Genomic DNA, 23680 nt, shown 5'->3' on the forward strand with positions numbered 1-23680 from the left:
CGGTGAACGGCTATTACAAGACCGAACTCGTCCGCGGACCTGCCCGCCAAGGACCGTGGAAGACCGTCGAGGACCTCGAGCTCGCGACGCTCGGGTGGGTGCACTGGCACAATGCGCAACGTCTCCATGGCTACCTCGGCGACGTCCCGCCCGTCGAGTTCGAGAACGCGTTCTATGCTGTCCAAGCCGACCGCGAACTGCTGGTCGGAATCAAATAGCGCGAGTCTCCATCAGACCCAGGGCGCTTCACTGTGCGGGCGATCGATGAGTCACGCGGCACCGCTAGGCTCGAGGTAGGGGGCAGTGGCCAAGCTGGTTAAGGCAGTGAGCTCATAACTCAACGATTCGCGGGTTCGAGTCCCGCCTGCCCCACCACTTGAGGCCCGGCGCCCTCAGAGCTTGAGCTGGTGAGGGTTGTCCCGCCGCCATTTAGTGGACCACGGGTCCGCGTTGTATTCCGTATCTCGCGGTACTGTGGGCGTGCAAGCGCGGCCGAGCGGAGTGTTACCCGGGGCTCGGGACAGCGTGGAACAGGACCCGATGATGCGTGGGTTCGAGTCCCACCCGCCCCACCACACCGCTCAGCTGTTGACCGGCAGGTTCTCGGTCCGGTTCATCCCGATGAGCGGGCCGCTGCGTCTATAGCGGAGCGCGGCCCTGCGGGGAAGAGCCTTTTGTCGGCGCCCGCGGCGTGCGCATGGTGGAGTATGCGCACGTTCGGCGTCGAGGAGGAGCTGCTGCTCGTGGATGAGCGCAGCGGGGTGCCGCGTGCGATCGCCCCCGCGATCCTCCGGAAGGCCGGCGAAGCGCCGATCCGCGGCTTCGCGCTCGAGGCCGAGATGCAGCAGGAGATGATCGAGGTCATCTCGCGGCCCTGCACCGAGCGCGTCGACCTCCTGCACTGCATGTGCGACGGTCGTCGCACGGCCGATGAGTTCGCCCGCGAACAGGGAGGCCGGGCGATCGCCCTGGCTGCCTCGCCGCTGAGCGTGCGCCCGCACGTGACCGTGAAGGAGCGGTACAAGGCCATCGAAGATGGCTACGCGGGCATGGCCCGCGCGACGCTCGAATGCGGCTTCCATGTCCACACCGGCATAGACAGCCCAGATGAGGGCGTCGCGGTGCTCGACCGCATCCGCGTGTGGCTGCCCCTCTTTCTGGCGCTCTCCGCGAACTCCGCGTTCCGCGAGGGCGAGGACACGGGCTACGCGAGCTTCCGGTTCGTGGTGTGGCATCACTGGCCGACCGCGGGCCCCAACGACGTGTTCGGATCGGTCGAGGCGTACCGCGCGCTGGAGCGGGCGCTGGTCGACACGGGCGCGATCCTCGACACGGGCATGCTCTACTTCGACGCGCGCCTGTCGCACCGCCACGACACGGTCGAGACGCGCATCGCGGACGTGTGCCTCACGGCCGAGGACGGCGCCACGCTGGCCTGCCTCATCCGCGCGCTGGTCGACCACGCGGCGGACGAGTGGCGGCGCGGCGTGCCGCCGCCGGACGTGCCGACCCCGGTGATCCGGCTCGCGTCGTGGCAGGCCGCCCGGCACGGCGTGACCGACCGGCTCGTCGATCCCACGACCGGGCGTCCGTGCACGGCACGAGACGTGATCGCGCGGATGATCGACACCGTGCGCCCCGAGCTGCGGCGCAACGGCGACGAGGATTTCGTGGAGCGCGGCGTCGCGGACATCCTGCGACGAGGCACGGGCTCGGACCGGCTGCGGGCGGTGCACCAGGAGACGGGATCCATCGACGCGGTGATCGCGGCGGCGGCCGCGGCGACGATCGGCGAATCGCGCGGTTGAGACGATCGCGCCGCGCGCGACACTCTCGGTCATGAGGACATCGCGGTTCCTGGCGGCCGCCGCCTGCGTGCTGGCCGTCGCGCTCGTCTCCGGATGCGCGAGCGGCCCCGGATCCGGTGTCCAGCGCGCGGGCGCGTCGATCATGATGGCGGCTCCGTCGAAGCCGGCGATGGGGATGGATGCGATCATCACCGGCACCCTGACCCGTCTTGACGGGGGGTGCCTGGGCCTGACAGTCGGCGAGCGCGAGACGCCGCTGCAGTTCCCGTTCGGCTCGATCCTCGCCGACGATGGCGAGAGCGTGGACGTGCCGGGGCACGGCACCGTGCGCATCGGCGATCTGATCCTCGGCGGCGGGGGTTGGGTGCCGATCCCCGATGCCCCGGAGGAGTGCGGCGTGGGAGCCGAGGGCGCGATGTGGCAGTCCGTGCTGTCCGCTCTGGAACGCGAGGCGATCTTCCAGGTCCCGGCCGTCGCCGCCGGATGGACGCAGGCCGACGACTTCCCGCTGGAACCGCGCGAGCACGCGGTCACAGCCTGGACGGGGGAGGAGCTGCTCGTGCTCGGCGGCTACGTCGGCCCGCCGTGCCCGCCGACCGCGGACTGCGTGATGGAGGGCTGGGCGGCCGACGGGGCCGCGCTGAACCCCGACAGCGGGACGTGGCGAACGCTCGCGCCGGCACCGATGGAGCTCCGCGTGCCCGACGCGGCCTTCGCGGCGGGGCAGGTCTTCGTCAACGTCGGCACATCCGAGGGCTCCGCCGTGCTGGTCTACGACCTCGCCGAGGACGCTTGGACCGAGCTGCGCGACGTTCCCGACCTGCGCGGCATGATGCCGGTCGCCGACGGCGAACGGGTGCTGTTCGTCTCGCCCGACGATGAGCACGGTGAGCGCCCTGACCAGGCGTACGACCTCGATGCCCGAAGCTGGTCGGCCCTGGCGGACGACCCGTTCCCGTCGTCGTTCTCGCGGCACGCGGTCTCCACGCCCTTCGGCGTCGTGCTCTCGGGCGTCCCGATCTCGGACGTCGCCGAGAGCGCGCCAGGCTTCGAGCGTCTCGCGCTCCTCGAGCCCGGTGCCGAGGCCTGGCGCGAGCTGCCGACGACCGGGTCCATCCATCCCGAGGGCTGGGTCTGGACCGGCGAGCGGCTGGTGGATCCCGCGCTCGGCGGCTCCGACGGGGGAGAGGTGGACGGCTTCGGCGAGGTGCTGCCGTACGGCGGCGTCGTCGACCTCCCCGGAGGCGTCTGGTCCCTCCTTCCGGACCCGCCCGACGCCGAGGCGTTCTCGGGATGGCTGCACCGAGTCGAGGGCGGACGGTACTCGGTCGCCGACGGATACGTGTTCGACGACCGCCAGGGCACGTGGACGGCGCTGCCGCAGCCCGACGGCCGCCCGGCCACGCCCGGCGACGCAGTGTGGGCGGGCGACCGGCTTGTGCTGCTCGGCGGCACGGACTGGGGCGGCGAGCACGGCATGGACGGCACGCGCAGCGACGCCGTGTGGATCTACACCCCGGGCGGATGACACCGCCGGAGAAGAGGAGCGAATGACACGCTTGTGATTCGAGGGCGCGCCGGTCATAATGCTGGGAGAACTGAAGAGATGTCAGCCGGATCCGCCGGTCAGGTCGTAGGGGAAGACGCACCTGACGAAACGGAGAGATCATGGCGACACCAATGGCGCGCGGAGTGGTGTACATCCACTCAGCGCCACGTGCGTTGTGCCCCCACCTGGAGTGGGCGGTCGGTCGTTCGCTCGGCCGGGCCGTGAACTTCGAGTGGGCGGATCAGCCTGTGCTGTCCGGATCACGACGCGCGGAGTTCTACTGGGAGGGCCCCGCCGGCACCGGCGCGGCCCTGGCCACGGGCATCCGCGGCTGGGAGCACCTGCGCTTCGAGGTGACAGAGGACCCCACGCCCCGCAGCGACGGCGGCCGCTGGATGCACACTCCCGACCTCGGCATCCACTACGCGCAGATGGACACCTCCGGCAATGTCGTCGTGCCCGAGGACCGGATCCGCTACGCGATGGAGCTCGCCGCGGGCGACCCGATCGAGCTGCAGCGCGAGCTCGACATCGCGCTCGGCTCCGCGTGGGACGAGGAGCTCGAGCCCTTCCGCCACGCGAGCGACGACGCGCCCGTCGTGTGGCTGCACAAGGTGGGATGAACCGCCCCTGAGACCACGGAGCGGCGTCGGTACCGGCTGTCGGTGAGCATTCCCGGCGGGTGAGAAGGCGTCACTCCGGAGACGGGAAAGAGGCCCCTGGAGAACCAGGGGCCTCTTTCGTGTGCGCCACGGGGCGCGACGACTCAGTCGTCGTACGACGCGAACGCCGCGACGGCGTTGTGGCCGCCGAAGCCGAACGAGTTGCAGATCGCCAGCTGCGGGCCGTCGCCGAGCGGCTGCGGGCTGCTCGACGCCTTGAGCGGGATCTCCGGGTCCTGATCGACGAGGTTGATCGTCGGGGGAGCGACGCGATCGCGCAGCGCGAGGATCGTGAACACCGACTCGATCGCGCCCGTGCCGCCGAGCAGGTGGCCGGTCGACGCCTTGGTGGCAGACACGGGGATGTCGTGCACGCGGTCGCCGAAGACGGCCTGCAGGGCCTTGTACTCGGACGGGTCGCCGACCGGGGTCGACGTCGCGTGCGCGTTGATGTGGGTGACATCGTCGGCGGAGCGTCCCGCCTGCTCGAGCGCCTGGCGCACGGCACGGGCCGCGCCGGCGCCGCTCGGGTCGTTGGCGGTGATGTGGTGCGCGTCGGCTGTGACGGCCGATCCCACCAGGCGCGCATAGATCTCCGCGCCGCGGGCGACGGCGTGCTCCTCCGTCTCGAGGATGAGCACGGCCGCACCCTCGCCCATGACGAAGCCGTCGCGGTCCACGGAGAACGGCCGCGAGGCGGTCTCGGGGGAGTCGTTGCGGCGCGACAGCGCCTGCATCGACGCGAAGGACGCGATGGTGATGGGGTGGATCGCCGACTCGGCACCACCGGCGATCACCACGTCGGCGAGGCCGAGCTGCAGGTGCTCGTACGCGCTCGCGATCGACTCGACGCTCGAGGCGCAGGCCGACGCGACCGTGCGCGCGAAGGCACGTGCGTTGAAGTGAAGGGAGAGGTTTCCGGCCGCCGCGTTCGGCATGAGCATCGGCACGGTCATCGGCATGACGCGGCGCGGGCCCTTCTCGCGCAGCGTGTCCCACGCGTCCAGCAGCGTCCAGACGCCGCCGATGCCGGTCGCGAAGTCGACGCCGAGCCGCTCGGGCTCGACCTCGGGGGAGCCGGCGTCGGCCCACGCCTCCATGGCCGCGATCAGCGCGAACTGCGCGGACTTGTCCAGGCGCTTCGCGACGGGGCGCTCGAGCACCTCCTCCGGCCGGACGGACGCCTCGGCGGCGAACGTCACGGGCAGGTCGTAGGTCTTGACCCACTCGTGCTCGAGGGCGCGCGCGCCCGAGACGCCGTCGAGCAGGTTGCGCCAGTTCTCGGGGGCGGTGCCGCCCAGGGCGGAGGTCGCTCCGATGCCGGTGACCACGATGCTCTTGGTCATGCTGGTTCCTCGTACTCCGTTAGGTGATGCGGACGCGGGTGCCGCACCGCCGAGCGGCGATGCGGCACCCCACGACTCACTGGTTCGACGTGATGAAGTCGACGGCGTCCTTCACCGTCTTGAGGTTCTTGACCTCGTCGTCGGGGATCGTGACGCCGAACTTCTCCTCGGCGTTCACGACGATCGTCATCATCGAGATGGAGTCGATGTCGAGGTCGTCGGTGAACGACTTCTCGAGCGCGACCTCCTCGGCGGCGATGCCCGTCTCGTCGGTGATCAGCTCGGCCAGGCCGGCGAGGACCTCGTCGCTGGTGTATGCCATGGGGTTTCTCCTAGGGTTTCTCGGGTTATCGGACGACGGAACCGTGGTTCAGTCTAGGGTCGCGGCGCGCGCCGTCACGGGAGGACGACGACCTGCGCCGCGAAGACGAGGCCGGCGCCGAAGCCGATCTGGAGGGCGAGCCCGCCGCTGAGCTCGGGGTTCTCCTCGAGCAGCCGGTGGGTGGCGAGGGGGATCGATGCGGCCGACGTGTTGCCCGTCGTCTCGATGTCCCGCGCGATCTTGACGGTGTCCGGCAGCCCGAGCTGCTTCGCGAACTCGTCGATGATGCGCATGTTCGCCTGGTGGGGGATGAACGCGGCCAGGTCCTCCGGCTGCACGCCGGCGGCCTCGAGCGCCTGCTTGGCGACCTTGGCCATCTCCCAGACGGCCCAGCGGAAGACGGTCTGGCCCTCCTGGCGCAGCGTGGGCCACTCCGACACGCCGTCGCGGAACTCCGTGAGCGTGTGGTTCATGCCCACGGCACCGGCCTTCGAGCCGTCCGAGCCCCAGATCGAGGCCGACACGCCGGGGGTGTCGCTCGGGCCGAGCAGCGCGGCGCCCGCGCCGTCGCCCAGCAGGAACGAGATGCTGCGGTCGGCCGGGTCGACGATGTCGCTGAGCTTCTCGGCGCCGACGACCAGCGCGTAGCGGGCGGCGCCCGCGCGGATGAGCGCGTCGGCCTGCGCGATGCTGTAGCAGTAGCCGGCGCACGCGGCGTTGACGTCGTATGCCGCGGCGGGGTTGGCGCCCACGCGGTCCGCGACGATCGCCGACACCGAGGGCGTCTGCTTCGGGTTGCTGATGGTCGCGACGATGACGAGGTCGACCTCGGCCGGGTCGACGCCCGCGCGCTCGATCGCCTGCTGCGCGGCCGCGCTGGCGAGGTCGATCGCGTCGGTCTCGGCCGTGGCGCGGACGCGCGTGACGATGCCGGTGCGCTGGCGGATCCACTCGTCGCTCGAGTCGATCGGTCCGATCAGGTCCTCGTTGGGCACGGCGTTCTCGCCGCGCGCGGCCCCGAGAGCGTAGATGCGGGAGTGCGGGGCCCCGACGGCCTCCTTGAGCGTGACGGTCATCCTGCGTTATCCGTTCTTCTTCAGGCCGCGAGCAGCTCGAGGGCTGCCGCGAGGTCGTCCGGCGTCTTCACGGCCACCGTGGGCACGCCACGCAGGCCGCGCTTGGCGAGCCCCGTGAGCGCGCCGGCGGGCGCGAGCTCGATCAGGCCGGTGATGCCCCGGTCCGCGAACGACGCCATGCAGAGGTCCCAGCGCACGGGCGCCGCGACCTGGTGCACGATCAGCTCGAGCGCGCGCGGGCCGAAGCCCACCGTGCCGCCGTCGCTGTTGGTCCACAGGCGCAGGGCGGGGTCGGCGATGTCCTCGATCGCGTCGACCGCCGCCTGCAGGGCGTCCTTGGCCGGCGCCATGAAACGCGTGTGGAACGCGCCGGCGACCTGGAGCGGGATGACGCGGCTGCCGCGAGGGGCGTTCTCCGCGAGCGCCGCGAGGCCGGGCAGCTCGCCCGCCGCGACGATCTGGCCGGCGCCGTTGTAGTTCGCGGGGGTGAGGCCGTTGTCTGCGATCGCCTGGAGGACCTCGGCCTCGTCGCCGCCGACGACCGCGCTCATGCCGGTCTCGACCTGCGCCGCGGCGTCGGCCATCGCGCGGCCGCGCACGCCCACCAGTCGCATGCCGGACTCGGCATCGATCACGCCGGCGGCTACGAGCGCGGCGACCTCGCCGACCGAGTGTCCGGCGACGCCGTCCGGGCGGGCGCCGCTCGCGGTCAGCTGCTCCCACGCCAGCACGCTGGCCGCGACGATGAGCGGCTGCGCGATGCGGGTGTCGCGGATGGTGTCCGCGTCCGATTCCGTGCCGTGCGCGACGAGGTCCACGCCGGCGGCCTCGGAGAACGCGGCGAGGCGCTCGCGGGCGCCGTCCAGCTCGAGCCAGGGGGAGAGGAAGCCAGGGGTCTGCGAGCCCTGTCCAGGGCAGACGACGACGATCACCCGACCAGTCTGCCAACCTTCACGGGCGACCGCTGGCGGGGGCCTCACAAGATTCCCGCGAACAGTTGTATGTGTCGTGTAACGATCAGCGCGGGCGGCGGACCGCGGCGCGGCGCCGGCCGGCGTCGGCCGATCCGATCGACCCGAGGATCAGCGCGGTCTGCAGGATGAGCGCCTCGCGCGGTCCCGTGGCGTCCCATCCGATCACGTCGCTGACGCGCTTGAGGCGGTAGCGCACGGTGTTCGGGTGGACGAAGAGCTCCCGCGCCGTTGCCTCGAGCGACCGTCCGTTGTCGAGGTAGCTCCACAGCGTCGTGACGAGATCCGTGGAGTGCGCCGCGAGCGGGCGGTAGATGCGGTCGACGAGCGTCTGCTTGGCGACCGGGTCGCCCGCGAGGGCGCGCTCGGGCAGCAGGTCGTCCGCCTCGACGGGCCGGGGCGCGTGGCGCCAGCCGCGCGCGACGGCGAAGCCCGCGAGCGCCGCCCGGGCGCTCTGGCTCGCGTCGACCAGCGCGGGGACGGTCGGTCCCAGCACGAGGTAGCCCTCGCCGAACGACGGCTCCAGGTGCGCGGCGATCTCGCTGAACGGCATGCAGTCCGCGTCGGGCTCCTCGCCGGCGGGCTGCGCCCGGCCGATCACGACGACGAGCCGGGATCCCTGCACGCCCACCAGCACGTCGACGCCCAGCTTGCGCGCCGTGCGGCGCACCTGGTCGACGTCGAACAGCTGCGGGGCCGTACCCACGAGCACGCAGACCTCGCCGTGGCCGTGCCACCCGAGCGCCGCGATGCGGCTCGGCAGCTCCTCGTCGGCCTCGCCCGTCAGGATCGAGTCCACGACGAGCGCCTCGAGGCGCGCGTCCCACAGCCCGCGGGACTCGGCGGCGCGCGCGTACACGTCCGCCGCGGTGAACGCGACCTCGCGCGAGTACAGCAGGATCGCCTCGCGCAGGTCATCGCTCTTGGACGCGACCCGCTCCTCGACGACCTCCACCGTGATCCGGATCAGCTGCAGCGTCTGCTGGAGGCTGACGCTGCGCAGCAGCTCACGCGGCGCGGCCGCGAAGATGTCCGCCGCGATCCACGGGGTGGACGTCGGGTCGTCGTACCACTGGATGAACGACGTGATGCCCGCCTGCGCGACGAGGCCGACGGCCGATCGTCGCGCAGGCGGCATGTCGGAGTACCACGACAGCGACTGCTCGAGCCGCGTCGTGGTGGCCGTCGCCAGATCCCCGGAGATCCGGCGCAGCCATGCCAGCGTCGCGGTCTTGTCGAGCGGGGGCGTGGCGTCCTGAGCGTTCGCCACGACCGCGCTCAGCTCTCCCCGCCGGCGTTGCCGGACGTGCCGGCGTTGACGTCGTGGAGGCGGTACTTCTCGATGGCCTGGCCGATGACCGAGCGGTCGACCTTGCCCTCGTCGGCGAGACCCTGGAGCGCGCGGACCGCCATCGACGGGCCGTCGATCTTGAAGAAGCGACGGGCCGCGGCGCGGGTGTCCGAGAAGCCGAAGCCGTCGGCGCCGAGCGTCAGGTAGCGCTGCGGAACCCACGGGCGGATCTGATCCTGCACGGCGTGCATGAAGTCGCTGACCGCGATCACGGGCCCCTCGGCGCCGCGCAGCTTCTCCGTGATGTACGCGGTCTTCGGCTCGGCCTCCGGGTGCAGGAAGTTGTGCTCGTCGACCGCGAGGCCGTCGCGGCGCAGCTCGGTCCAGCTGGTGACGGACCACACGTCGGCGATCACGCCCCAGTCGTTCTTGAGCAGCTCCTGCGCCTCGAGCGCCCACGGCACGCCGACGCCCGACGCGAGCAGCTGCACGCGCGGACCGTCGCCCTGGCCCTCCGAGATGCGGTGGATGCCGCGGACGATGCCGTCGACGTCCACGTTCTCCGGCTCGGCCGGCATCACGATCGGCTCGTTGTAGACGGTGATGTAGTACATCACGTCCGGGTCCTCGTGCTGGCCGCCGTACATCCGCTCGATGCCCGAGCGCACGATGTGCGCGATCTCGTAGCCGTAGGCGGGGTCGTACGAGACCGTCGCGGGGTTGGTGGCCGCGAGCAGGTGCGAGTGGCCGTCGGCGTGCTGCAGGCCCTCGCCCGTCAGGGTGGTGCGGCCGGCGGTCGCGCCGATGATGAAGCCGCGCGCCATCTGGTCGCCCGCCGCCCACTGGGCGTCGCCCGTGCGCTGGAAGCCGAACATCGAATAGAAGATGTAGATCGGGATCAGGGGCTCGCCGTGCGTGGCGTACGACGTGCCGGTGCCCGTGAAGGCCGCGAGGGCGCCGGCCTCGTTGATGCCGACGTGGATGATCTGGCCCTGCGGGCTCTCCTTGTAGGCCAGGAGCAGCTCGCGGTCGACCGACGTGTAGTTCTGGCCGTGCGGGTTGTAGATCTTCGCGGTCGGGAAGTACGAGTCCATGCCGAACGTGCGCGCCTCATCCGGGATGACCGGGACGATGCGGTTGCCGAAGCCGTCGACCTTGAGCAGGTCCTTCACGAGACGCACGAACGTCATCGTGGTGGCGACCTCCTGCGTGCCGGAGCCCTTCTTCAGCAGCGCGTAGTCCTTGTCCTGCGGCAGCGGGATCTGCGTGTACTTGCTGCGGCGCTCGGGCAGGAAGCCGCCCAGCTGACGACGGCGCTCCAGCATGTACTGGATCGTCTCGTCGTTCTCACCCGGGTGGTAGTACGGCGGCTGGTAGGGGTTCTCCTCCAGCTGCTTGTCGGTCACCGGGATGTGCATGGTGTCGCGGAACAGCTTGAGGTCGTCCAGCGTCATCTTCTTCATCTGGTGGGTCGCGTTGCGGCCCTCGAAGTGCGGCCCGAGGCCGTAGCCCTTGATGGTGTGGGCGAGGATGACGGTCGGCTGGCCCTTGTGCTCCATGGCGGCCTTGAACGCCGCGTACACCTTGCGGTAGTCGTGACCGCCGCGGCGCAGGCCCCAGATCTGCTCGTCCGTGTAGTCCTTGACGAGCTCGAGCGCGCGCGGGTCGCGGCCGAAGAAGTTCTCGCGCACGTAGGCGCCCGACTCGGCCTTGTAGGTCTGGAAGTCGCCGTCCGGCGTGCTGTTCATCAGGTTGAGCAGCGCGCCCTCGGTGTCGCGGGCGAGCAGGTCGTCCCACTCGCGGCCCCAGATGACCTTGATGACGTTCCAGCCGGCGCCGCGGAAGAAGCTCTCGAGCTCCTGCACGATCTTGCCGTTGCCGCGCACGGGGCCGTCGAGGCGCTGCAGGTTGCAGTTGACCACGAACGTCAGGTTGTCGAGGCCCTCGTTCGCGGCGACCTGCAGCTGGCCGCGGCTCTCGACCTCGTCCATCTCGCCGTCGCCGAGGAACGCCCACACGCGGCTGTCGGAGACGTCCTTGATGCCGCGGTCGGTGAGGTACTTGTTGGTGAGCGCCTGGTAGATCGCGTTGATCGGGCCGAGGCCCATCGACACCGTGGGGAACTGCCAGAACTCCGGCATGAGGCGCGGGTGCGGGTACGACGACAGGCCGTTCGCGCCGGCCGACTTCTCCTGGCGGAAGCCGTCGAGCTGGCCCTCGGACAGGCGGCCCTCGAGGAACGCGCGGGCGTAGGTGCCGGGGGAGGCGTGACCCTGGATGAAGATCTGGTCGCCGCCGGAGGGGTGGTCCTGGCCGCGGAAGAAGTGGTTGAAGCCGACCTCGTACAGCGACGCCGACGACGCGTAGGTCGAGATGTGGCCGCCGACGCCGATGCCGGGGCGCTGCGCGCGGTGCACGGTGAGGGCCGCGTTCCAGCGGATCCACGAGCGGTAGCGGCGCTCGAGCTCCTCGTCGCCGGGGAACTCGGGCTCGTCCTCGGGCGCGATGGTGTTGACGTAGTCCGTGGTCGGCACCATCGGGACGCCGAGGTGCAGGTCCTTCGAGCGCTTGAGGAGGCTCAGCATGATCTCGCGACCGCGCTGGTGCCCCTTCGCGTCGACGAGCTCATCCAGTGACTGCTGCCACTCGCTGGTCTCTTCGGGATCGCTGTCGAGGGGTCCCTGCGAGTACGGATCCTGGTCGTGAACAGCCACCGGATGCCCTTTCGTCGAGCGGGGCAGGTCGTGCCTCGCGAAAACGTGCCTGCGCGTGCGCCGACGGGTCGGGTGCGCACGCGTGATCGCCCATCAGCCTAGCCCCACGCGGAGAGGCAGGATGGAAGCGTGCAATTCGTGCAGTCCCTGTACCGCCATCCTGTCAAGGGGTTCACGCCCGAGCGCCGCGAATCGCTGGTCGTCGGGCCGGACGGCCGGGTGGTGGGGGACCGCGTGCTCGCGTTCCGGTTCGCCGACGCCGCGACGCCGGAGGACCGTGACGGCCTGGACCACTGGCCCAAGAGCCGCGGCCTCGCGCTCATGGACTTCCCCTCGCTCGCGCGCCTGCACGTGACGTACGACGAGGAGCCGGGGCGCCTGCGGGTCGCGGTTCCGATCCAACATCGTGATCGGCGGGACCGATGCCTGGGCGGAGCTGTCCTGGGCCGGCCGCGTCACGATCGGCGCGGTCGCCTTCCGCGTGCAGGGGCCGATCGGACGCTGCCTCGCCATCCACGCCAACCCCGACACCGGGGAGCGGGACGCGGGGCTCCTCCGGATCCTCACCCGCGAGTTCGCGCAGGCCGAGCCGACGCTCGGCATCCTGCTGCTGCCCGAGGGCGCCGGGGGCGAGATCCGCGTCGGGGATCCCGTCCGGCTCGGCTGACTCTCCTCGTCGCGGATGGCGCACGGCCGCCCCGTAGACTCGAGGAACGGGCCTTTAGCTCAGCTGGTAGAGCACCTGGTTTACACCCAGGGTGTCGTCGGTTCGATCCCGGCAGGGCCCACATGAAAGCCAACCCCTCCGACCAGCTGCTCCTGCTCGACGTCGCCGACATCGACCGCCGCCTGGCGCAGGCCGAGCACGCGCGGAAGAACCCACCGCAGGCGGCCCGCGTGCAGGAGCTGATCGCGCAGCGCACGACGCTCGGCCGCGAGCTGGCCGCGCGCGCCGGCGCTCGCGACGACCTGCGGACCGAGCTCAAGCGCATCGAGGCCGACGTCGAGGTCGTGTCGGCGCGCCGGGCGCGCGACGCCGAGCGGCTCGCCTCGACCTCCAGCGCGAAGGACGCGCAGGGCCTCGAGCACGAGATCGCGAGCCTCGACCGCCGCCGCAGCGATCTCGAGGACGCCGAGCTGGAGCTCATGGAGAAGCTCGAGCAGGCCGAGGCCGCGCTGGCCGAGCAGCAGGCGCTCATGGACCAGACGACGTCGGAGGGCCAGCGGCTCAGCGCCGAGGCCAAGGCGCTCGTGGCGAAGGCGACGAGCGACATCGAGTCGCTCACGCGCGACCGCGCGGCCGTCGCCGGGCGCCTGCCGTCGGACCTGCTCGGGCTGTACGAGCGGATCGCGGCCCGCGGCGTCGGCGCGGCCCTGTTCACGCGCGGCATGTGCGGCGCGTGCAACATGGTGCTGCCGCCGAGCGATCTGCAGAAGCTGCGCGACACCCCCGCCGACGAGGTCGCGCACTGCCCCGAGTGCGGCACGATCGCGGTGCGGACGGCGGAGTCCGGCCTCACCCCGGGCGGCGTGCGGTTCACGGAGGGCGCCGAGTGAGCGCGGGGGCGCTCATCGTCGAGGCCGACGGCGGATCCCGCGGCAACCCCGGCGTCGCGGCGGGCGGCGCGGTCGTGATCGACCCCGCGACGGGCGAGGTCATCAGCGAACTCGGTGTCTACGTGGGCGTGGCCACCAACAACGTCGCCGAGTACAACGGCATGATCGCGGGCATCCAGGCCGCGCTCGAGCGCGACCCGAAGGCGATCCACGTGCGCATGGACTCCAAGCTGGTGGTCGAGCAGATGACCGGCCGCTGGAAGATCAAGCACCCCGACATGCAGGTGCTGGCGCGCCGCGCGCACGAGCTGATCGGCGGGCGCACCGTCACGTTCGAGTGGGTGCCGCGCAACGCGAACAAGCTCGCCGACGCGGCGGCCAACGAGTCGATGGACGCGCGCGCGAGCTTCCGCCGCGACCTCGACGCGCACTCGTCGGCGCCGGCGCCGGACGCGGTCGGCGGTGACGTCCTCTTCTGATCCGGTCGCGACCGCGTCCATGGGCGCGGACATGTCGCCGTGGGCGGATGCCGACCGGATCGCGCTGGGACGCACGCCCGGCGGGGGAGTCGTCGCGATCGCGCTGGACCGGGACCGCGAGCGCGGCCGACGGCCGCTGACCACCGCGGAGCTGCCCGCCTGGGTCGCCGAGCGCGAGTCGGAGGCGGCCGCCTCGGGGCGAGGGGTGCGCTGGGTCTGGTCAAGCACCGCCGCGTGGTACCCCGCACTGCTCGCGGCCGGCGTGCGCGTCGGGCGCTGCCACGACCTGCGCCTTTGTCACGCGATCCTCCGCGACGCGGTCCCCGGCGCGGCGGAACTGCGGGCCGCGACGGCCTGGGATGCACCCGACGACGCGACGGCGGACCGCGCGGAGGCCCTCTTCGACCTCGAGGCGGGGCCGTCGGCGCCGCCTCGGGACGACCTGCGCGAGATCGTGGCGGAGCTCGCGCGCCAGGATGACGCCGCGGCGCGCGCCGCGGATCCCGGGCGGATGCGCCTCCTGCTGGCCGCGGAGTCGGCCGGTGCTCTGGTCGCCTGCGAGATGCGCGTGGCCGGCGTTCCCTGGGACGCGGAGCACCACGCCGCCATCCTCGCCGACGTGCTGGGCCCCCGCCGGGTGGGCGGCGTCCCCGAGCGGATGGCGCGTCTCGCGGCGGAGGTGCGGGAGGCCCTGGACGACCCGACGGTCTCGATCGATTCCCCGCCGCGCCTGCTGAAGTCGCTGCACGACGCGGGGATCCTCGTGGAGTCCACGAGCAAGTGGGAGCTCGGCCAGATCGATCACCCCGCCATCCCGCCCCTGCTCGAGTACAAGCGCCTCGCGCGCCTGCTCACGGCGAACGGGTGGGCGTGGCTCGACGAGTGGGTGCACGACGGGCGCTTCCGCCCCGTCTACGTGCCCGGCGGCGTCGTCACCGGGCGCTGGGCGTCGTCCGGCGGCGGCGCGCTGCAGCTCCCGCGCCAGCTGCGCGGGGCGCTGCGGGCGGATCCGGGCTGGCGCATCGTCGGGGCGGACGTCGCGCAGCTCGAGCCGCGCGTGCTCGCCGCCATGGCGCGAGACGAGCGGATGGCCGACGCCGCACGAGGCCGCGACCTCTACGAGGGCATCGTCGCGAGCGGGGCGGTCGCGACGCGCGCCGAGGCGAAGATCGCGGTGCTGGGCGCGATGTACGGCGCGACGACCGGCGACTCCGGTCGCCTCGTGCCACGGCTGCGCAAGGTCTTCCCGCGTGCGATGGGGCTCGTGGACGCGGCCGCGCGGACGGGGGAGGAGGGCGGCGTGGTCGCCACCTGGCTCGGCCGCACGTCGCCACCGCCCGAGGCGGCGTGGCGCGCGGCCCAGGAGCGGGCGTCCGGGCCCGCCGCATCCGCCGCCGACGAGAGCCGCGCCCGTCGCATCGCGCGCGACCGCGGTCGGTTCACGCGGAACTTCGTGGTGCAGGGGACTGCCGCGGAGTGGGCGCTCGCGTGGCTCGCCGACCTGCGCCTGCGCCTCGCGCAGCTGCCCCCGGTCGCGACCGATCGGGCGGCGCCGCGGTCCGGGCCGGCGTTCGCCCGGCGCGCGCACATCGCCTTCTTCCTCCACGACGAGGTCCTCGTGCACGCGCCGGCCGAGCAGGCGGAGGAGGCGGCCGAGGCCATGCGCGCCTCGGCCGCCTCGGCCGGCCGCCTCCTGTTCGGGACCTTCCCCGTGGACTTCCGGCTGGACCTGCGGATCTCCGGCAGCGCCGCGAAGGACTGACGCCACCGGGGCCGCCCGAGCGAGACGGGCGGCCCCGGTTGCCGGTTCAGCGGTCGAGCTCGACCAGGTGCTCGGCGTACGCCTTCACGGTGAGGAAGGCCGGGAACGTCTCGCTCAGTGCGACGTCGCGGAACACCGCGGCGGCCTCGTCGAAGCGGTCGCCGTCGTGGCGCGGCGAGGCGGCGAGCACTTCGTCGACCAGGCGTGACACGTGCTCGCGCGTGATGGGCGTGCCCTCTTCGGTGCTGCGCTCCTGCCGGATCCACTGCCAGACCTGCGACCGCGAGATCTCGGCCGTCGCCGCGTCCTCCATGAGCCCGTCGATCGCGACGGCCCCGATGCCGCGCAGCCACGCCTCGATGTACCGGATCGCCACCGAGACGTTGCCGCGCACGCCCTCGTCCGTGATGGGACGACCGATCCACAGATCGAGCAGCTGGCGGGGGAACACGGTGACGTCGTCGCGCGTGCGCTCCAGCTGGTTCGGCCGGTCGCCGAGCACGGCGTCGAACTCGGCGCGGGCGACAGGGATGAGGTCGGGATGCGCGACCCAGGTGCCGTCGAAGCCGTCGCCGGCCTCCCGGCGCTTGTCGGCGGCCACCTTCTCGAGAGCGCGCGCGTTGATCTCGGCGTCGTGCCGGCTCGGGATGAACGCGCTCATGCCGCCGATGGCGTACGCGCCGCGCCGATGCGCCGTCTTGACCAGCAGCTCGGTGTAGGCGCGCATGAACCCCACGGTCATCGTGACCTCGTTGCGGTCCGGCAGCACGAACCGTGCGCCACGGCCCCGGTAGGTCTTGATCGCCGAGAAGATGTAGTCCCATCGCCCGGCGTTCAGGCCCGCCGCGTGGTGGCGCAGCTCGTACAGGATCTCCTCCATCTCGAACGCCGCGGGGAGCGTCTCGATCAGCACCGTCGCGCGGATGGTGCCGCGGGGGATGCCGACGTACTGCTCCGCGAAGCTGAACACGTCGTCCCAGAGGCGGGCCTCCTCGGCCGACTCCAGTTTCGGCAGGTAGAAGTAGGGCCCCGCGCCGCGGGCGATGAGCTCCTCGGCGTTGTGGAAGAAGTAGAGCCCGAAGTCCACGAGCGAGCCGGATGCCGGGCGGTTGCGGCCGTGACGGTCGGTGAACCGCAGGTGGTGCTCCTCGAGGTGCCAGCCGCGGGGGCGCATCACGATGGTGGGCGTGCGTGCCGCCGTGACCTCGTAGCGCTTGCCCTCCGGGGTCGTGTGGATGAGCCGCCCGCGGATGGCGTCGCGCAGCGACAGCTGTCCGCCGATCACGTTCCGCCAGGTGGGGCTGGTGGCGTCCTCCTGGTCGGCGAGCCACACGTCGGCGCCGGAGTTGAGCGCGTTGACGGTCATCCGGGGATCGGTCGGACCCGTGATCTCGACGCGCCGGTTCTCCAGTCCGGGGCCGGGCCCGGCGACGCGCCAGCCGTCGTCGTCCCGGATGCGCGCGGTGTCGTCGCGGAACCGCAGATCCCGGCCGGTGCCGATCTCGTAGCCACGACGCAGACGATCGGCGAGCCGGGCGTACCGCGCGGCGGCGAACAGCTCGTGGAGCTGCGCCAGGAACGCGAGCGCTTCCGGCGTGAGGATCTCCTCGAACCGGGGGTGGATGGCGCCCACCACCTCGATGGAAGGAGCGGTGGGTTCGGGCGTGGGGAAGTCCGTCCTCGTCGGGGCGGTGTCGATGATGGTCATGCTGCTCTCCTTGCGCTGGAGTGAATGCGGTGGCGCGCGGGGTGGGCGCTCAATGGAACTGCTCGGACTCGGTGGAGCCCACGAGGGCGAGGGTGGCGCTGTCGGGGTTGAGCGCCGTGGAGACGTGGTCGAAGTAGCCGGTGCCCACCTCGCGCTGATGCTTCGTCGCGGTGTACCCGTCCTTCTCGGCGGCGAACTCCGCCTCCTGCAGGTCGACGTACGCCGTCATGGCGTTCTCGGCGTAGCCGCGCGCGAGCTGGAACATCGAGTGGTTCAGAGCGTGGAACCCCGCGAGGGTGATGAACTGGAACCGGTAGCCCAGCGCGGCGAGCTCGTCCTGGAACGAGGCGATCTCGGCGTCCGAGAGCGCCCGCCGCCAGTTGAAGCTGGGCGAGCAGTTGTAGGCGAGCATCTTGCCCGGGTGCTCCGCGTGGATCGCTGCGGCGAACTCTCGGGCGAGCTCCACGTCGGGCGTGCCGGTCTCCACCCACAGCAGGTCGGCGTACGGCGCGTACGCCAGGCCGCGGGAGATGACCGGCTCGATGCCGTTCCGCACGCGGTAGAACCCCTCGCTCGTGCGCCCGCCGGTCAGGAACGGGCGGTCGCGCTCGTCGACGTCGCTGGTCAGCAGATCGGCCGCCAGGGCGTCGGTGCGGGCGATCTGGATGGTCGGGACGCCCGCGACGTCGGCAGCGAGGCGCGCGGCGTTGAGGGTGCGGATGTGCTGCTGCGTCGGCACGAGCACCTTGCCGCCGAGGTGGCCGCACTTCTTCTCGCTCGCGAGCTGGTCCTCCCAGTGGATGCCGGCGGCGCCGGCCTGGATCATCGCGTGCGCCAGCTCATAGGCGTTGAGCGGACCGCCGAACCCGGCCTCCGCGTCCGCGACGATCGGTGCCATCCAGTCGCGCGTCGTGCCGCCCTCGGCGTGCTCGAGCTGATCCTGGCGCAGCAGCGCATTGTTGATGCGGCGCACCACAGCCGGAACGGAGTTGGCCGGGTACAGCGACTGGTCGGGGTAGGTCTGGCCCGACAGGTTGGCGTCGGCCGCGACCTGCCAGCCGGAGAGATAGATGGCCTTCAGACCGGCGCGGACCTGCTGGACCGCCTGGTTCCCGGTCATCGCGCCGAGGGCGCGCACCGGCTCGGCGTCGGCCAGGCGCTGCCAGAGGGTCTGCGCGCCCCGCCGGGCGAGCGTCGCGTCCTCGCGGACCGTTCCGCGCAGCCGGATGACGTCCTCGGCCGTGTAGTCGCGCGCGATCCCGCTCCAGCGCGGGTCGGCGCTCCACTCCAGGCGCAGGTCGTCCGCGGTCTGCGTCTGATCGCCGGGGCGGGCGGGCATGGGGTGCTGATCGAGAGTGCTCATCGTCGTGCTCCTCGTCTCGGGGGACTTCTTGAGGTCCACGATCTGTGAAGAGAAGTGCGCGTAGACCAAGTTCGCCGGGAGAAGATCGCCAGATCTTCTGTTCTGCGGACGTTCTGTGGCATGATCCCGGCATGACCACGGCGGAACTTCTCGACGAAGACGGTCCCGATGCTCTCGCGGTGGGGCGCCGCATCCGGCAGCTCCGCGCCGAGCGCGGCATGACCCTGGATGCCCTCGCGGCGGCGGTCGGGCGTGCGCCGAGCCAGCTGTCGATGCTCGAGAACGGGCGCCGGGAGCCGCGCCTGTCGATGCTGCGGGCGATCGCGAAGGCGCTGGGCACCGGGCTGGACGCCCTGCTCGAGACCGAAGCGCTGGACGAGCGCGCGGGCTTGGAGCTGGCGGTCGAGCGCGCGCTGCGCTCTCCCCGGCTGCAGTCGCTGGGGCTGGAGCCGTTCCGGATCTCCAAGTCCGTGCCGGATCACGCGCTCCGGGCGATCCTGTCGCTCGCGGCCGAGGTCGACCGGCTCCACGACGAGCGCGCCGCGACACCGGAGCAGGCGCGGCGGGCGAACCTCGAGCTGCGCAGGCTCATGCGACGCCAGCACAACTACTTCGCCGAGCTCGAGCAGCACGCGCGCGACCTGCTCGCGGCGGTCGGCCACCCCGGTGGGCCGCTGACTCAGCGTGCCGCGAGCGACATCGCGGCCCATCTGGGATTCACGCTGCACTACGCACCGGACCTCCCGCAGACCACGCGAAGCGTCGCGGACCTGCGCCACCGGAGGATCTACCTGCCGGAGCGGGTGAGCGGCGATCCGCGCACCGCCGTCCTGCAGGCGCTCGCCAGCCGTGTGCTGGGGCATGCGGAGCCCGCCGACTACACGGAGTTCCTGCGTCAGCGGGTGGAGCAGAACTACCTCGCAGGGGCTCTGCTGATCCCGGAGGATCACGCGGTTCCGTTCCTGCGCGAGGCGAAGGCGCGGCGAGCGATCTCGATCGAGGATCTGCGAGACGCGTACGCCGTCTCGTACGAGAGCGCCGCGCACCGGTTCACCAACCTCGCGACGCGCCACCTGGACATCGCCGTGCACTTCCTCAAGGTGCACGAGTCGGGGACGATCACGAAGGCCTACGAGAACGACGACGTGAACTTCCCGACCGATCGGCTGGGGTCGATCGAGGGTCAGCTGTGCTGCCGCCGGTGGACGAGCCGGGTCGTGTTCGACATCGACGACCGGTTCAACCCCTACTACCAGTACACCGACACGGGAAACGGCACCTACTGGTGCACCGCGCGCGTCGAGCACTCGAGTCAGGGGGCCCACTCGGTCAGCGTGGGCGTGCGCTTCGACGACACGAAGTGGTTCGTGGGGCGCGACACGCCCCATCGCGGCGTGTCGAGGCACGCGGTGGAGACGTGCTGCCGACGCCCGCCGGCGGAGCTCGAGGCAGCCTGGCGCGACGGGGCCTGGCCCAACGCGGCCACGCCCCGCACTCTCCTCGCCACGCTCCCGACGGGCTCGTTCCCCGGGGTCGACACCACCGAGGTGTATGCGTTCCTTCAGGCGCACGCCCCCAGGGCCTGACGCGGCGCTCACAGGCGCGACGCCTACACTGGAACGTGCGAATGGGTCGGCCGGACGGCCGCGTCGCGGGCGGTCCGCCGCCGCGCGCCGAGGAACGTCCGGGCTCCACAGGGCAGGGCGGTGGGTAACACCCACCCGGAGTGATCCGCGAGACAGTGCCACAGAAAGCAGACCGCCAGGACCTCGTCCTGGTAAGGGTGAAACGGCGGTGTAAGAGACCACCAGGGGTCGCGGTGACGCGATCCGCTCGGTAAACCTCGCCCGGAGCAAGACCAGACAGAGGATGTTGACGCGGCCCGCCGAGTCCTCGGGTAGGTCGCTGGAGCGTCACGGCAACGTGTCGCCGAGAGAGATGGCCGTCAAGGGGGCGCGAGCCCCTGAACAGAACCCGGCGTACAGGCCGGCCCATTCGTCCCATGCAGAAGCGCCCGGATCCGTGAAGGATCCGGGCGCTTCTGTCTCAGGTCAGAGGGCCAGGGAGGCGGCGCCGATGATGCCGGCGTTGTTCAGGTGCGTCGCCGTGCGCATGGGCGCGCGCGTCTTCAGCAGCGGCATGAACTTCTCGGGGTTCTTGGACACGCCGCCGCCGACGAGGATCAGGTCGGGGGAGAACAGGAACTCGACGTGGTCGTAGAACTCCTGCAGGCGACCGGCCCAGTCCTCCCAGGACAGGTCCTCGCGCTCGCGCGCGGTCGGCGCCGCGTAGGCCTCGATCTTCTCGCCGTTCCACTGCAGGTGCCCGAGCTCGGTGTTCGGCACGAGGGCACCCTCGAACAGGAACGCGGAGCCGATGCCGGTGCCGAGCGTCGTCAGGATCGTGAGGCCCGGCTGGTCCTTGGCCCCGCCGAAGCGCAGCTCGGCCAGGCCCGCCGCGTCCGCGTCGTTCACGAAGTGGATGCTGCGGCCGAGGCCCTCCTCGAAGAACTTCTCGGCCTCGAAGTCGATCCACTTCTTCGACACGTTCGACGCCGACATGGTGCGGCCGTGCTTCACGATCGTCGGGAAGCAGATGCCGACCGGGAGCTCCTCGGCGTCGGGGCCGAGCAGCTCGATGAGCTCCGTGACGGTCGCCAGGACGTCCTTCGGCTTCGCGCCCTTGGGAGTGGGGATGCGGACCCGGTCGCTGACAAGCTCGCCCTTGCCGAGGTCCACGATGCCGGCCTTCATGCCGGTGCCGCCGATGTCGATGCCGACGGCTCGATCCACGCTGTTCGCCATGCGCTCAGCCTATTGGAGCGGCGAGCACGCCGATGACGCATGACGTCCCGCGACGGCGGGCACACGAAAGACGCCGGCCACGCGGGCCGGCGTCGTCGTGGGGGAGTCGGTCAGGCCGACTTGGCGCGCGTGGGGTCCTCGCCCGCGCCGCGGCGCGCGCGGATGAACTCCAGACGCTCCGCCAGGATCTCCTCGAGCTCCGGGATGGTGCGGCGCTCCAGGAGCATGTCCCAGTGCGTGCGGGGCGCCTTGTCGCCGCTGTGGTCGACCTCGACCGTGCTGCCGTCGACCTTCAGAAGCGCCTCGCCGCCGCAGCCGCGGCACTCCCACGTCTCGGGGGCCTCGGCGTCGGCCGCGAACGTCAGGGTGGTGTCGCGGTCGCAGGCAGCACAGTGGTACGTGTACTGGGTCCGCTCCATGAAAACGACGCCCTCTTCGCTCTGGAGGCTCTGGGCGCCGAGTCGGATTCCGCGAAGGCTGCGATCTGCCATTGTGTGGTCCTCTCGTCGGTGACAGGTATAACGTCCCCGCCTGTGCACATCATCCGAAGCGGACGCCGCCATCCGCCTTTCCCAGCGGAATCCCAGCGGGATGGCGCGGTCAGCGCGCGAGCGTCTCGAGGGCGACGTCGGCGACGTCCGTGACGATCCCGTCCACGCCCATCGCGACCAGCTCGCGCATGCGCTCGGGGTCGTTCACGGTCCAGACGTGGACCTCCACGCCGTTCTCGTGCGCCCACGCGATGAGGCGCGGCGTCAGGACGCGGACCGCGCCCCGGCGCTCGGGGATCTGCAAGGCGTCGAGGCCGCGCAGCAGCCGGGTCGCGAGCGGCTTGAGGCGCAGGGCGACCGCCGTCACGAGGAGGGCGACCGTGCCCGTGCCGGGGGAGGTGGCGGGCAGTGCGGGCGCCGCCGCGGCGAGGGCCGCACGGCGGCGCGCATCCGAGAAGCTCGTGACGAGCACCCGATCGGCGTGCTCGGCGATCATCCGTCCGAGCGGCACGGCCGCCGCCGGCGCCTTCACGTCGAGGTTGAAGCGCGTCGTCGGGAACGCCTCGAGCGTCTGCGCGAGGGTCGCGAGCCCGCCGCGGTCGGCCATCAGCAGCTCGAGCTCGCGCAGCGTCACGTCCGCGAGCGGCCGCGGGTCGCCGGTCACGCGTTCGAGCGTGTCGTCGTGGAAGAGCACGACATGGCCGTCGGCCGTGAGGTGGCAGTCGGACTCGACGTAGTCGGCCCCTGCGGCGTGCGCGGCGGCGATCGCCGCGAAGGAGTTCTCGACCACGAACTCGTCGTCGTGCAGAGGTCCGCGGTGGACCAGGCCCCGATGGGCGAGGACGCGCGGGTGGGCCGTGCCCACCAGGTACGGGTGCGTCACGCCCTGTCGGCGGGGCGCGCGAAGCCGCCCGCGATGCCCTTGAGCGCCTCGGTGAGCTCGCTGGGGATGAGCCAGAGCTTGCTCGCCTCGCCCTCGGCGATCTTCGGCAGCGCCTGCAGGTACTGGTAGGCGAGCAGCTTGTCGTCCGGCGCTCCGGCGTGGATGGCGTGGAACACGGTCTGGATCGCCTGCGACTCGCCCTCGGCGCGCAGGACCTGGGCCTGCTTGTCGCCCTCGGCCTTGAGGATCTCGGCCTGCCGTGCGCCCTCGGCGACGAGGATCTGCGACTGCTTGTGCCCCTCGGCGGTCAGGATCGCGGCGCGGCGGTCGCGCTCGGCGCGCATCTGCTTCTCCATCGCGTCCTGGAGCGTCGCGGGCGGATCGATCGCCTTGAGCTCCACGCGGCCGACCTTGATGCCCCACTGCCCGGTCGCCTCGTCGAGCGTCGCGCTGAGCTTGGCGTTGATGACGTCGCGGCTGACCAGCGCCTCCTCGAGGTTCAGCCCGCCGACGACGTTGCGCAGCGTCGTGATCGACAGCTGCTCGACCGCGCCGAGGTAGTTGGCGATCTCGTACGTCGCCGCGCGAGGATCGGTGACGCGGAAGTACACGACCACGTCGACCGCGACCGACAGGTTGTCCTCGGTGATGACCTGCTGCGGCGGGAACGACACGACCTGCTCGCGCAGGTCGACCCGGGCCCGCGGCCGGTCGATGATCGGGAAGAGGAGGTGAGGGCCGCCGAACAGCGTCCGGTGGTAGCGCCCGAGCCGTTCGATGATGAACGCCTCGCTCTGCGGGACGATGCGGATCGCCTGCACCAGGATCGTGATGACGACGACCACCACCGCGGCGGCGAGGATCCACAGCAGGACCGTTCCGATGAGCTCCATG

21 protein-coding genes, 2 tRNA genes and 1 other RNA gene are annotated in these 23680 nt (G+C 71.6%); 12 read left to right on the plus strand and 12 right to left on the minus strand.

The genetic code is table 11. The annotated features are described in order from the left end of the window. From B5M43_RS00005 to B5M43_RS00025, 5 genes are all read left to right on the plus strand, one after another. A partial coding sequence (locus tag B5M43_RS00005; protein ID WP_230667458.1) for an IS3 family transposase occupies nucleotides 1–218 on the plus strand: 218 nt, incomplete at its 5' end. Nucleotides 219–297: 79 nt separating this feature from the next. After that, nucleotides 298–375, plus strand: a tRNA-Ile gene (locus tag B5M43_RS00010). Between the two features lie 332 nt (nucleotides 376–707). Then, entirely contained in the window at nucleotides 708–1808 is a 1101-nt protein-coding gene (locus tag B5M43_RS00015) for a glutamate--cysteine ligase (RefSeq protein WP_134745136.1), read from the plus strand. Nucleotides 1809–1839: 31 nt separating this feature from the next. Further along, nucleotides 1840–3336, plus strand: a complete 1497-nt coding sequence (locus B5M43_RS00020; RefSeq protein WP_134745134.1) for a hypothetical protein — start codon at nucleotides 1840–1842, stop codon at nucleotides 3334–3336. A 140-nt stretch (nucleotides 3337–3476) separates the two neighbouring features. Beyond that, nucleotides 3477–3980, plus strand: a complete 504-nt coding sequence (locus B5M43_RS00025) for a DUF3145 domain-containing protein (RefSeq protein ID WP_055988723.1) — start codon at nucleotides 3477–3479, stop codon at nucleotides 3978–3980. Nucleotides 3981–4123: 143 nt separating this feature from the next. Here B5M43_RS00025 and B5M43_RS00030 read toward each other — a convergent pair whose 3' ends face one another. The 6 genes from B5M43_RS00030 to aceE all read right to left on the minus strand — a co-directional run bounded on the left by B5M43_RS00030 (nucleotide 4124) and on the right by aceE (nucleotide 11739). Further along, nucleotides 4124–5365 carry a beta-ketoacyl synthase gene (locus tag B5M43_RS00030; protein ID WP_055988722.1) on the minus strand — a complete coding sequence of 414 codons (1242 nt, stop codon included), beginning with the start codon at nucleotides 5363–5365 and terminating at the stop codon, nucleotides 4124–4126. Between the two features lie 76 nt (nucleotides 5366–5441). Continuing rightward, nucleotides 5442–5687 (minus strand): acyl carrier protein, encoded by a 246-nt coding sequence (locus tag B5M43_RS00035; RefSeq protein WP_055988721.1) that lies wholly within the window; start codon nucleotides 5685–5687, stop codon nucleotides 5442–5444. A 74-nt stretch (nucleotides 5688–5761) separates the two neighbouring features. Further along, nucleotides 5762–6763 carry a beta-ketoacyl-ACP synthase III gene (locus tag B5M43_RS00040; protein ID WP_134745132.1) on the minus strand — a complete coding sequence of 334 codons (1002 nt, stop codon included), beginning with the start codon at nucleotides 6761–6763 and terminating at the stop codon, nucleotides 5762–5764. Nucleotides 6764–6783: 20 nt separating this feature from the next. Beyond that, nucleotides 6784–7695 (minus strand): ACP S-malonyltransferase, encoded by a 912-nt coding sequence (locus B5M43_RS00045; protein WP_055988719.1) that lies wholly within the window; start codon nucleotides 7693–7695, stop codon nucleotides 6784–6786. An 85-nt stretch (nucleotides 7696–7780) separates the two neighbouring features. Further along, complete coding sequence (locus B5M43_RS00050) at nucleotides 7781–9004, minus strand: CdaR family transcriptional regulator (RefSeq protein WP_134745130.1); 1224 nt, start codon at nucleotides 9002–9004, stop codon at nucleotides 7781–7783. Between the two features lie 8 nt (nucleotides 9005–9012). After that, nucleotides 9013–11739, minus strand: a complete 2727-nt coding sequence (gene aceE, locus B5M43_RS00055; protein ID WP_134745127.1) for a pyruvate dehydrogenase (acetyl-transferring), homodimeric type — start codon at nucleotides 11737–11739, stop codon at nucleotides 9013–9015. A gap of 406 nt (nucleotides 11740–12145) precedes the next feature. Here aceE and B5M43_RS00065 point away from each other — a divergent pair, with 406 nt between their 5' ends. The 5 genes from B5M43_RS00065 to B5M43_RS00085 all read left to right on the plus strand — a co-directional run bounded on the left by B5M43_RS00065 (nucleotide 12146) and on the right by B5M43_RS00085 (nucleotide 15537). Further along, complete coding sequence (locus B5M43_RS00065) at nucleotides 12146–12406, plus strand: MOSC domain-containing protein (RefSeq protein WP_230667460.1); 261 nt, start codon at nucleotides 12146–12148, stop codon at nucleotides 12404–12406. Nucleotides 12407–12454: 48 nt separating this feature from the next. After that, nucleotides 12455–12527, plus strand: a tRNA-Val gene (locus tag B5M43_RS00070). Nucleotide 12528: 1 nt separating this feature from the next. Further along, on the plus strand, nucleotides 12529–13296 hold the full coding sequence (locus B5M43_RS00075) for a zinc ribbon domain-containing protein (RefSeq protein ID WP_134745125.1): 768 nt from the start codon (nucleotides 12529–12531) through the stop codon (nucleotides 13294–13296). Further along, entirely contained in the window at nucleotides 13293–13775 is a 483-nt protein-coding gene (locus B5M43_RS00080) for a reverse transcriptase-like protein (protein WP_082542937.1), read from the plus strand. The genes B5M43_RS00075 and B5M43_RS00080 overlap by 4 nt, the downstream gene beginning before the upstream one ends. Nucleotides 13776–13794: 19 nt before the next feature. After that, nucleotides 13795–15537: a bifunctional 3'-5' exonuclease/DNA polymerase gene (locus B5M43_RS00085; RefSeq protein ID WP_167626741.1), complete on the plus strand. Its 1743-nt coding sequence runs from the start codon at nucleotides 13795–13797 to the stop codon at nucleotides 15535–15537. Between the two features lie 46 nt (nucleotides 15538–15583). Here B5M43_RS00085 and aceB read toward each other — a convergent pair whose 3' ends face one another. Continuing rightward, on the minus strand, nucleotides 15584–17245 hold the full coding sequence (aceB, locus tag B5M43_RS00090; protein WP_055988714.1) for a malate synthase A: 1662 nt from the start codon (nucleotides 17243–17245) through the stop codon (nucleotides 15584–15586). A gap of 49 nt (nucleotides 17246–17294) precedes the next feature. Further along, nucleotides 17295–18608, minus strand: coding sequence for an isocitrate lyase (gene aceA, locus B5M43_RS00095; protein WP_055988713.1), 1314 nt, complete (start codon nucleotides 18606–18608; stop codon nucleotides 17295–17297). A 131-nt stretch (nucleotides 18609–18739) separates the two neighbouring features. Between aceA and B5M43_RS00100 the strand changes: the two genes are divergently transcribed. Next, nucleotides 18740–20194 (plus strand): XRE family transcriptional regulator, encoded by a 1455-nt coding sequence (locus B5M43_RS00100; protein ID WP_134745123.1) that lies wholly within the window; start codon nucleotides 18740–18742, stop codon nucleotides 20192–20194. A gap of 42 nt (nucleotides 20195–20236) precedes the next feature. Beyond that, an RNA gene (gene rnpB / locus B5M43_RS00105) (RNase P RNA component class A) lies at nucleotides 20237–20606 on the plus strand. Nucleotides 20607–20659: 53 nt separating this feature from the next. Here the strand turns inward: rnpB and ppgK are convergent. From ppgK to B5M43_RS00125, 4 genes are all read right to left on the minus strand, one after another. Next, entirely contained in the window at nucleotides 20660–21412 is a 753-nt protein-coding gene (gene ppgK, locus B5M43_RS00110; protein ID WP_055988711.1) for a polyphosphate--glucose phosphotransferase, read from the minus strand. Nucleotides 21413–21522: 110 nt separating this feature from the next. Next, entirely contained in the window at nucleotides 21523–21903 is a 381-nt protein-coding gene (locus B5M43_RS00115; RefSeq protein WP_055988710.1) for an RNA polymerase-binding protein RbpA, read from the minus strand. A gap of 109 nt (nucleotides 21904–22012) precedes the next feature. After that, a complete protein-coding gene (locus B5M43_RS00120) occupies nucleotides 22013–22786 on the minus strand; it encodes a glycerophosphodiester phosphodiesterase family protein (RefSeq protein WP_055988709.1) in 774 nt (257 codons plus the stop codon). Next, complete coding sequence (locus B5M43_RS00125) at nucleotides 22783–23679, minus strand: SPFH domain-containing protein (RefSeq protein ID WP_055988708.1); 897 nt, start codon at nucleotides 23677–23679, stop codon at nucleotides 22783–22785. The genes B5M43_RS00120 and B5M43_RS00125 overlap by 4 nt, the downstream gene beginning before the upstream one ends. Between the last annotated feature and the right edge of the window lies 1 nt (nucleotide 23680).

The sequence above is a fragment of the Microbacterium sp. MEC084 genome, assembly GCF_004514465.2.
Lineage (GTDB): Bacteria > Actinomycetota > Actinomycetes > Actinomycetales > Microbacteriaceae > Microbacterium.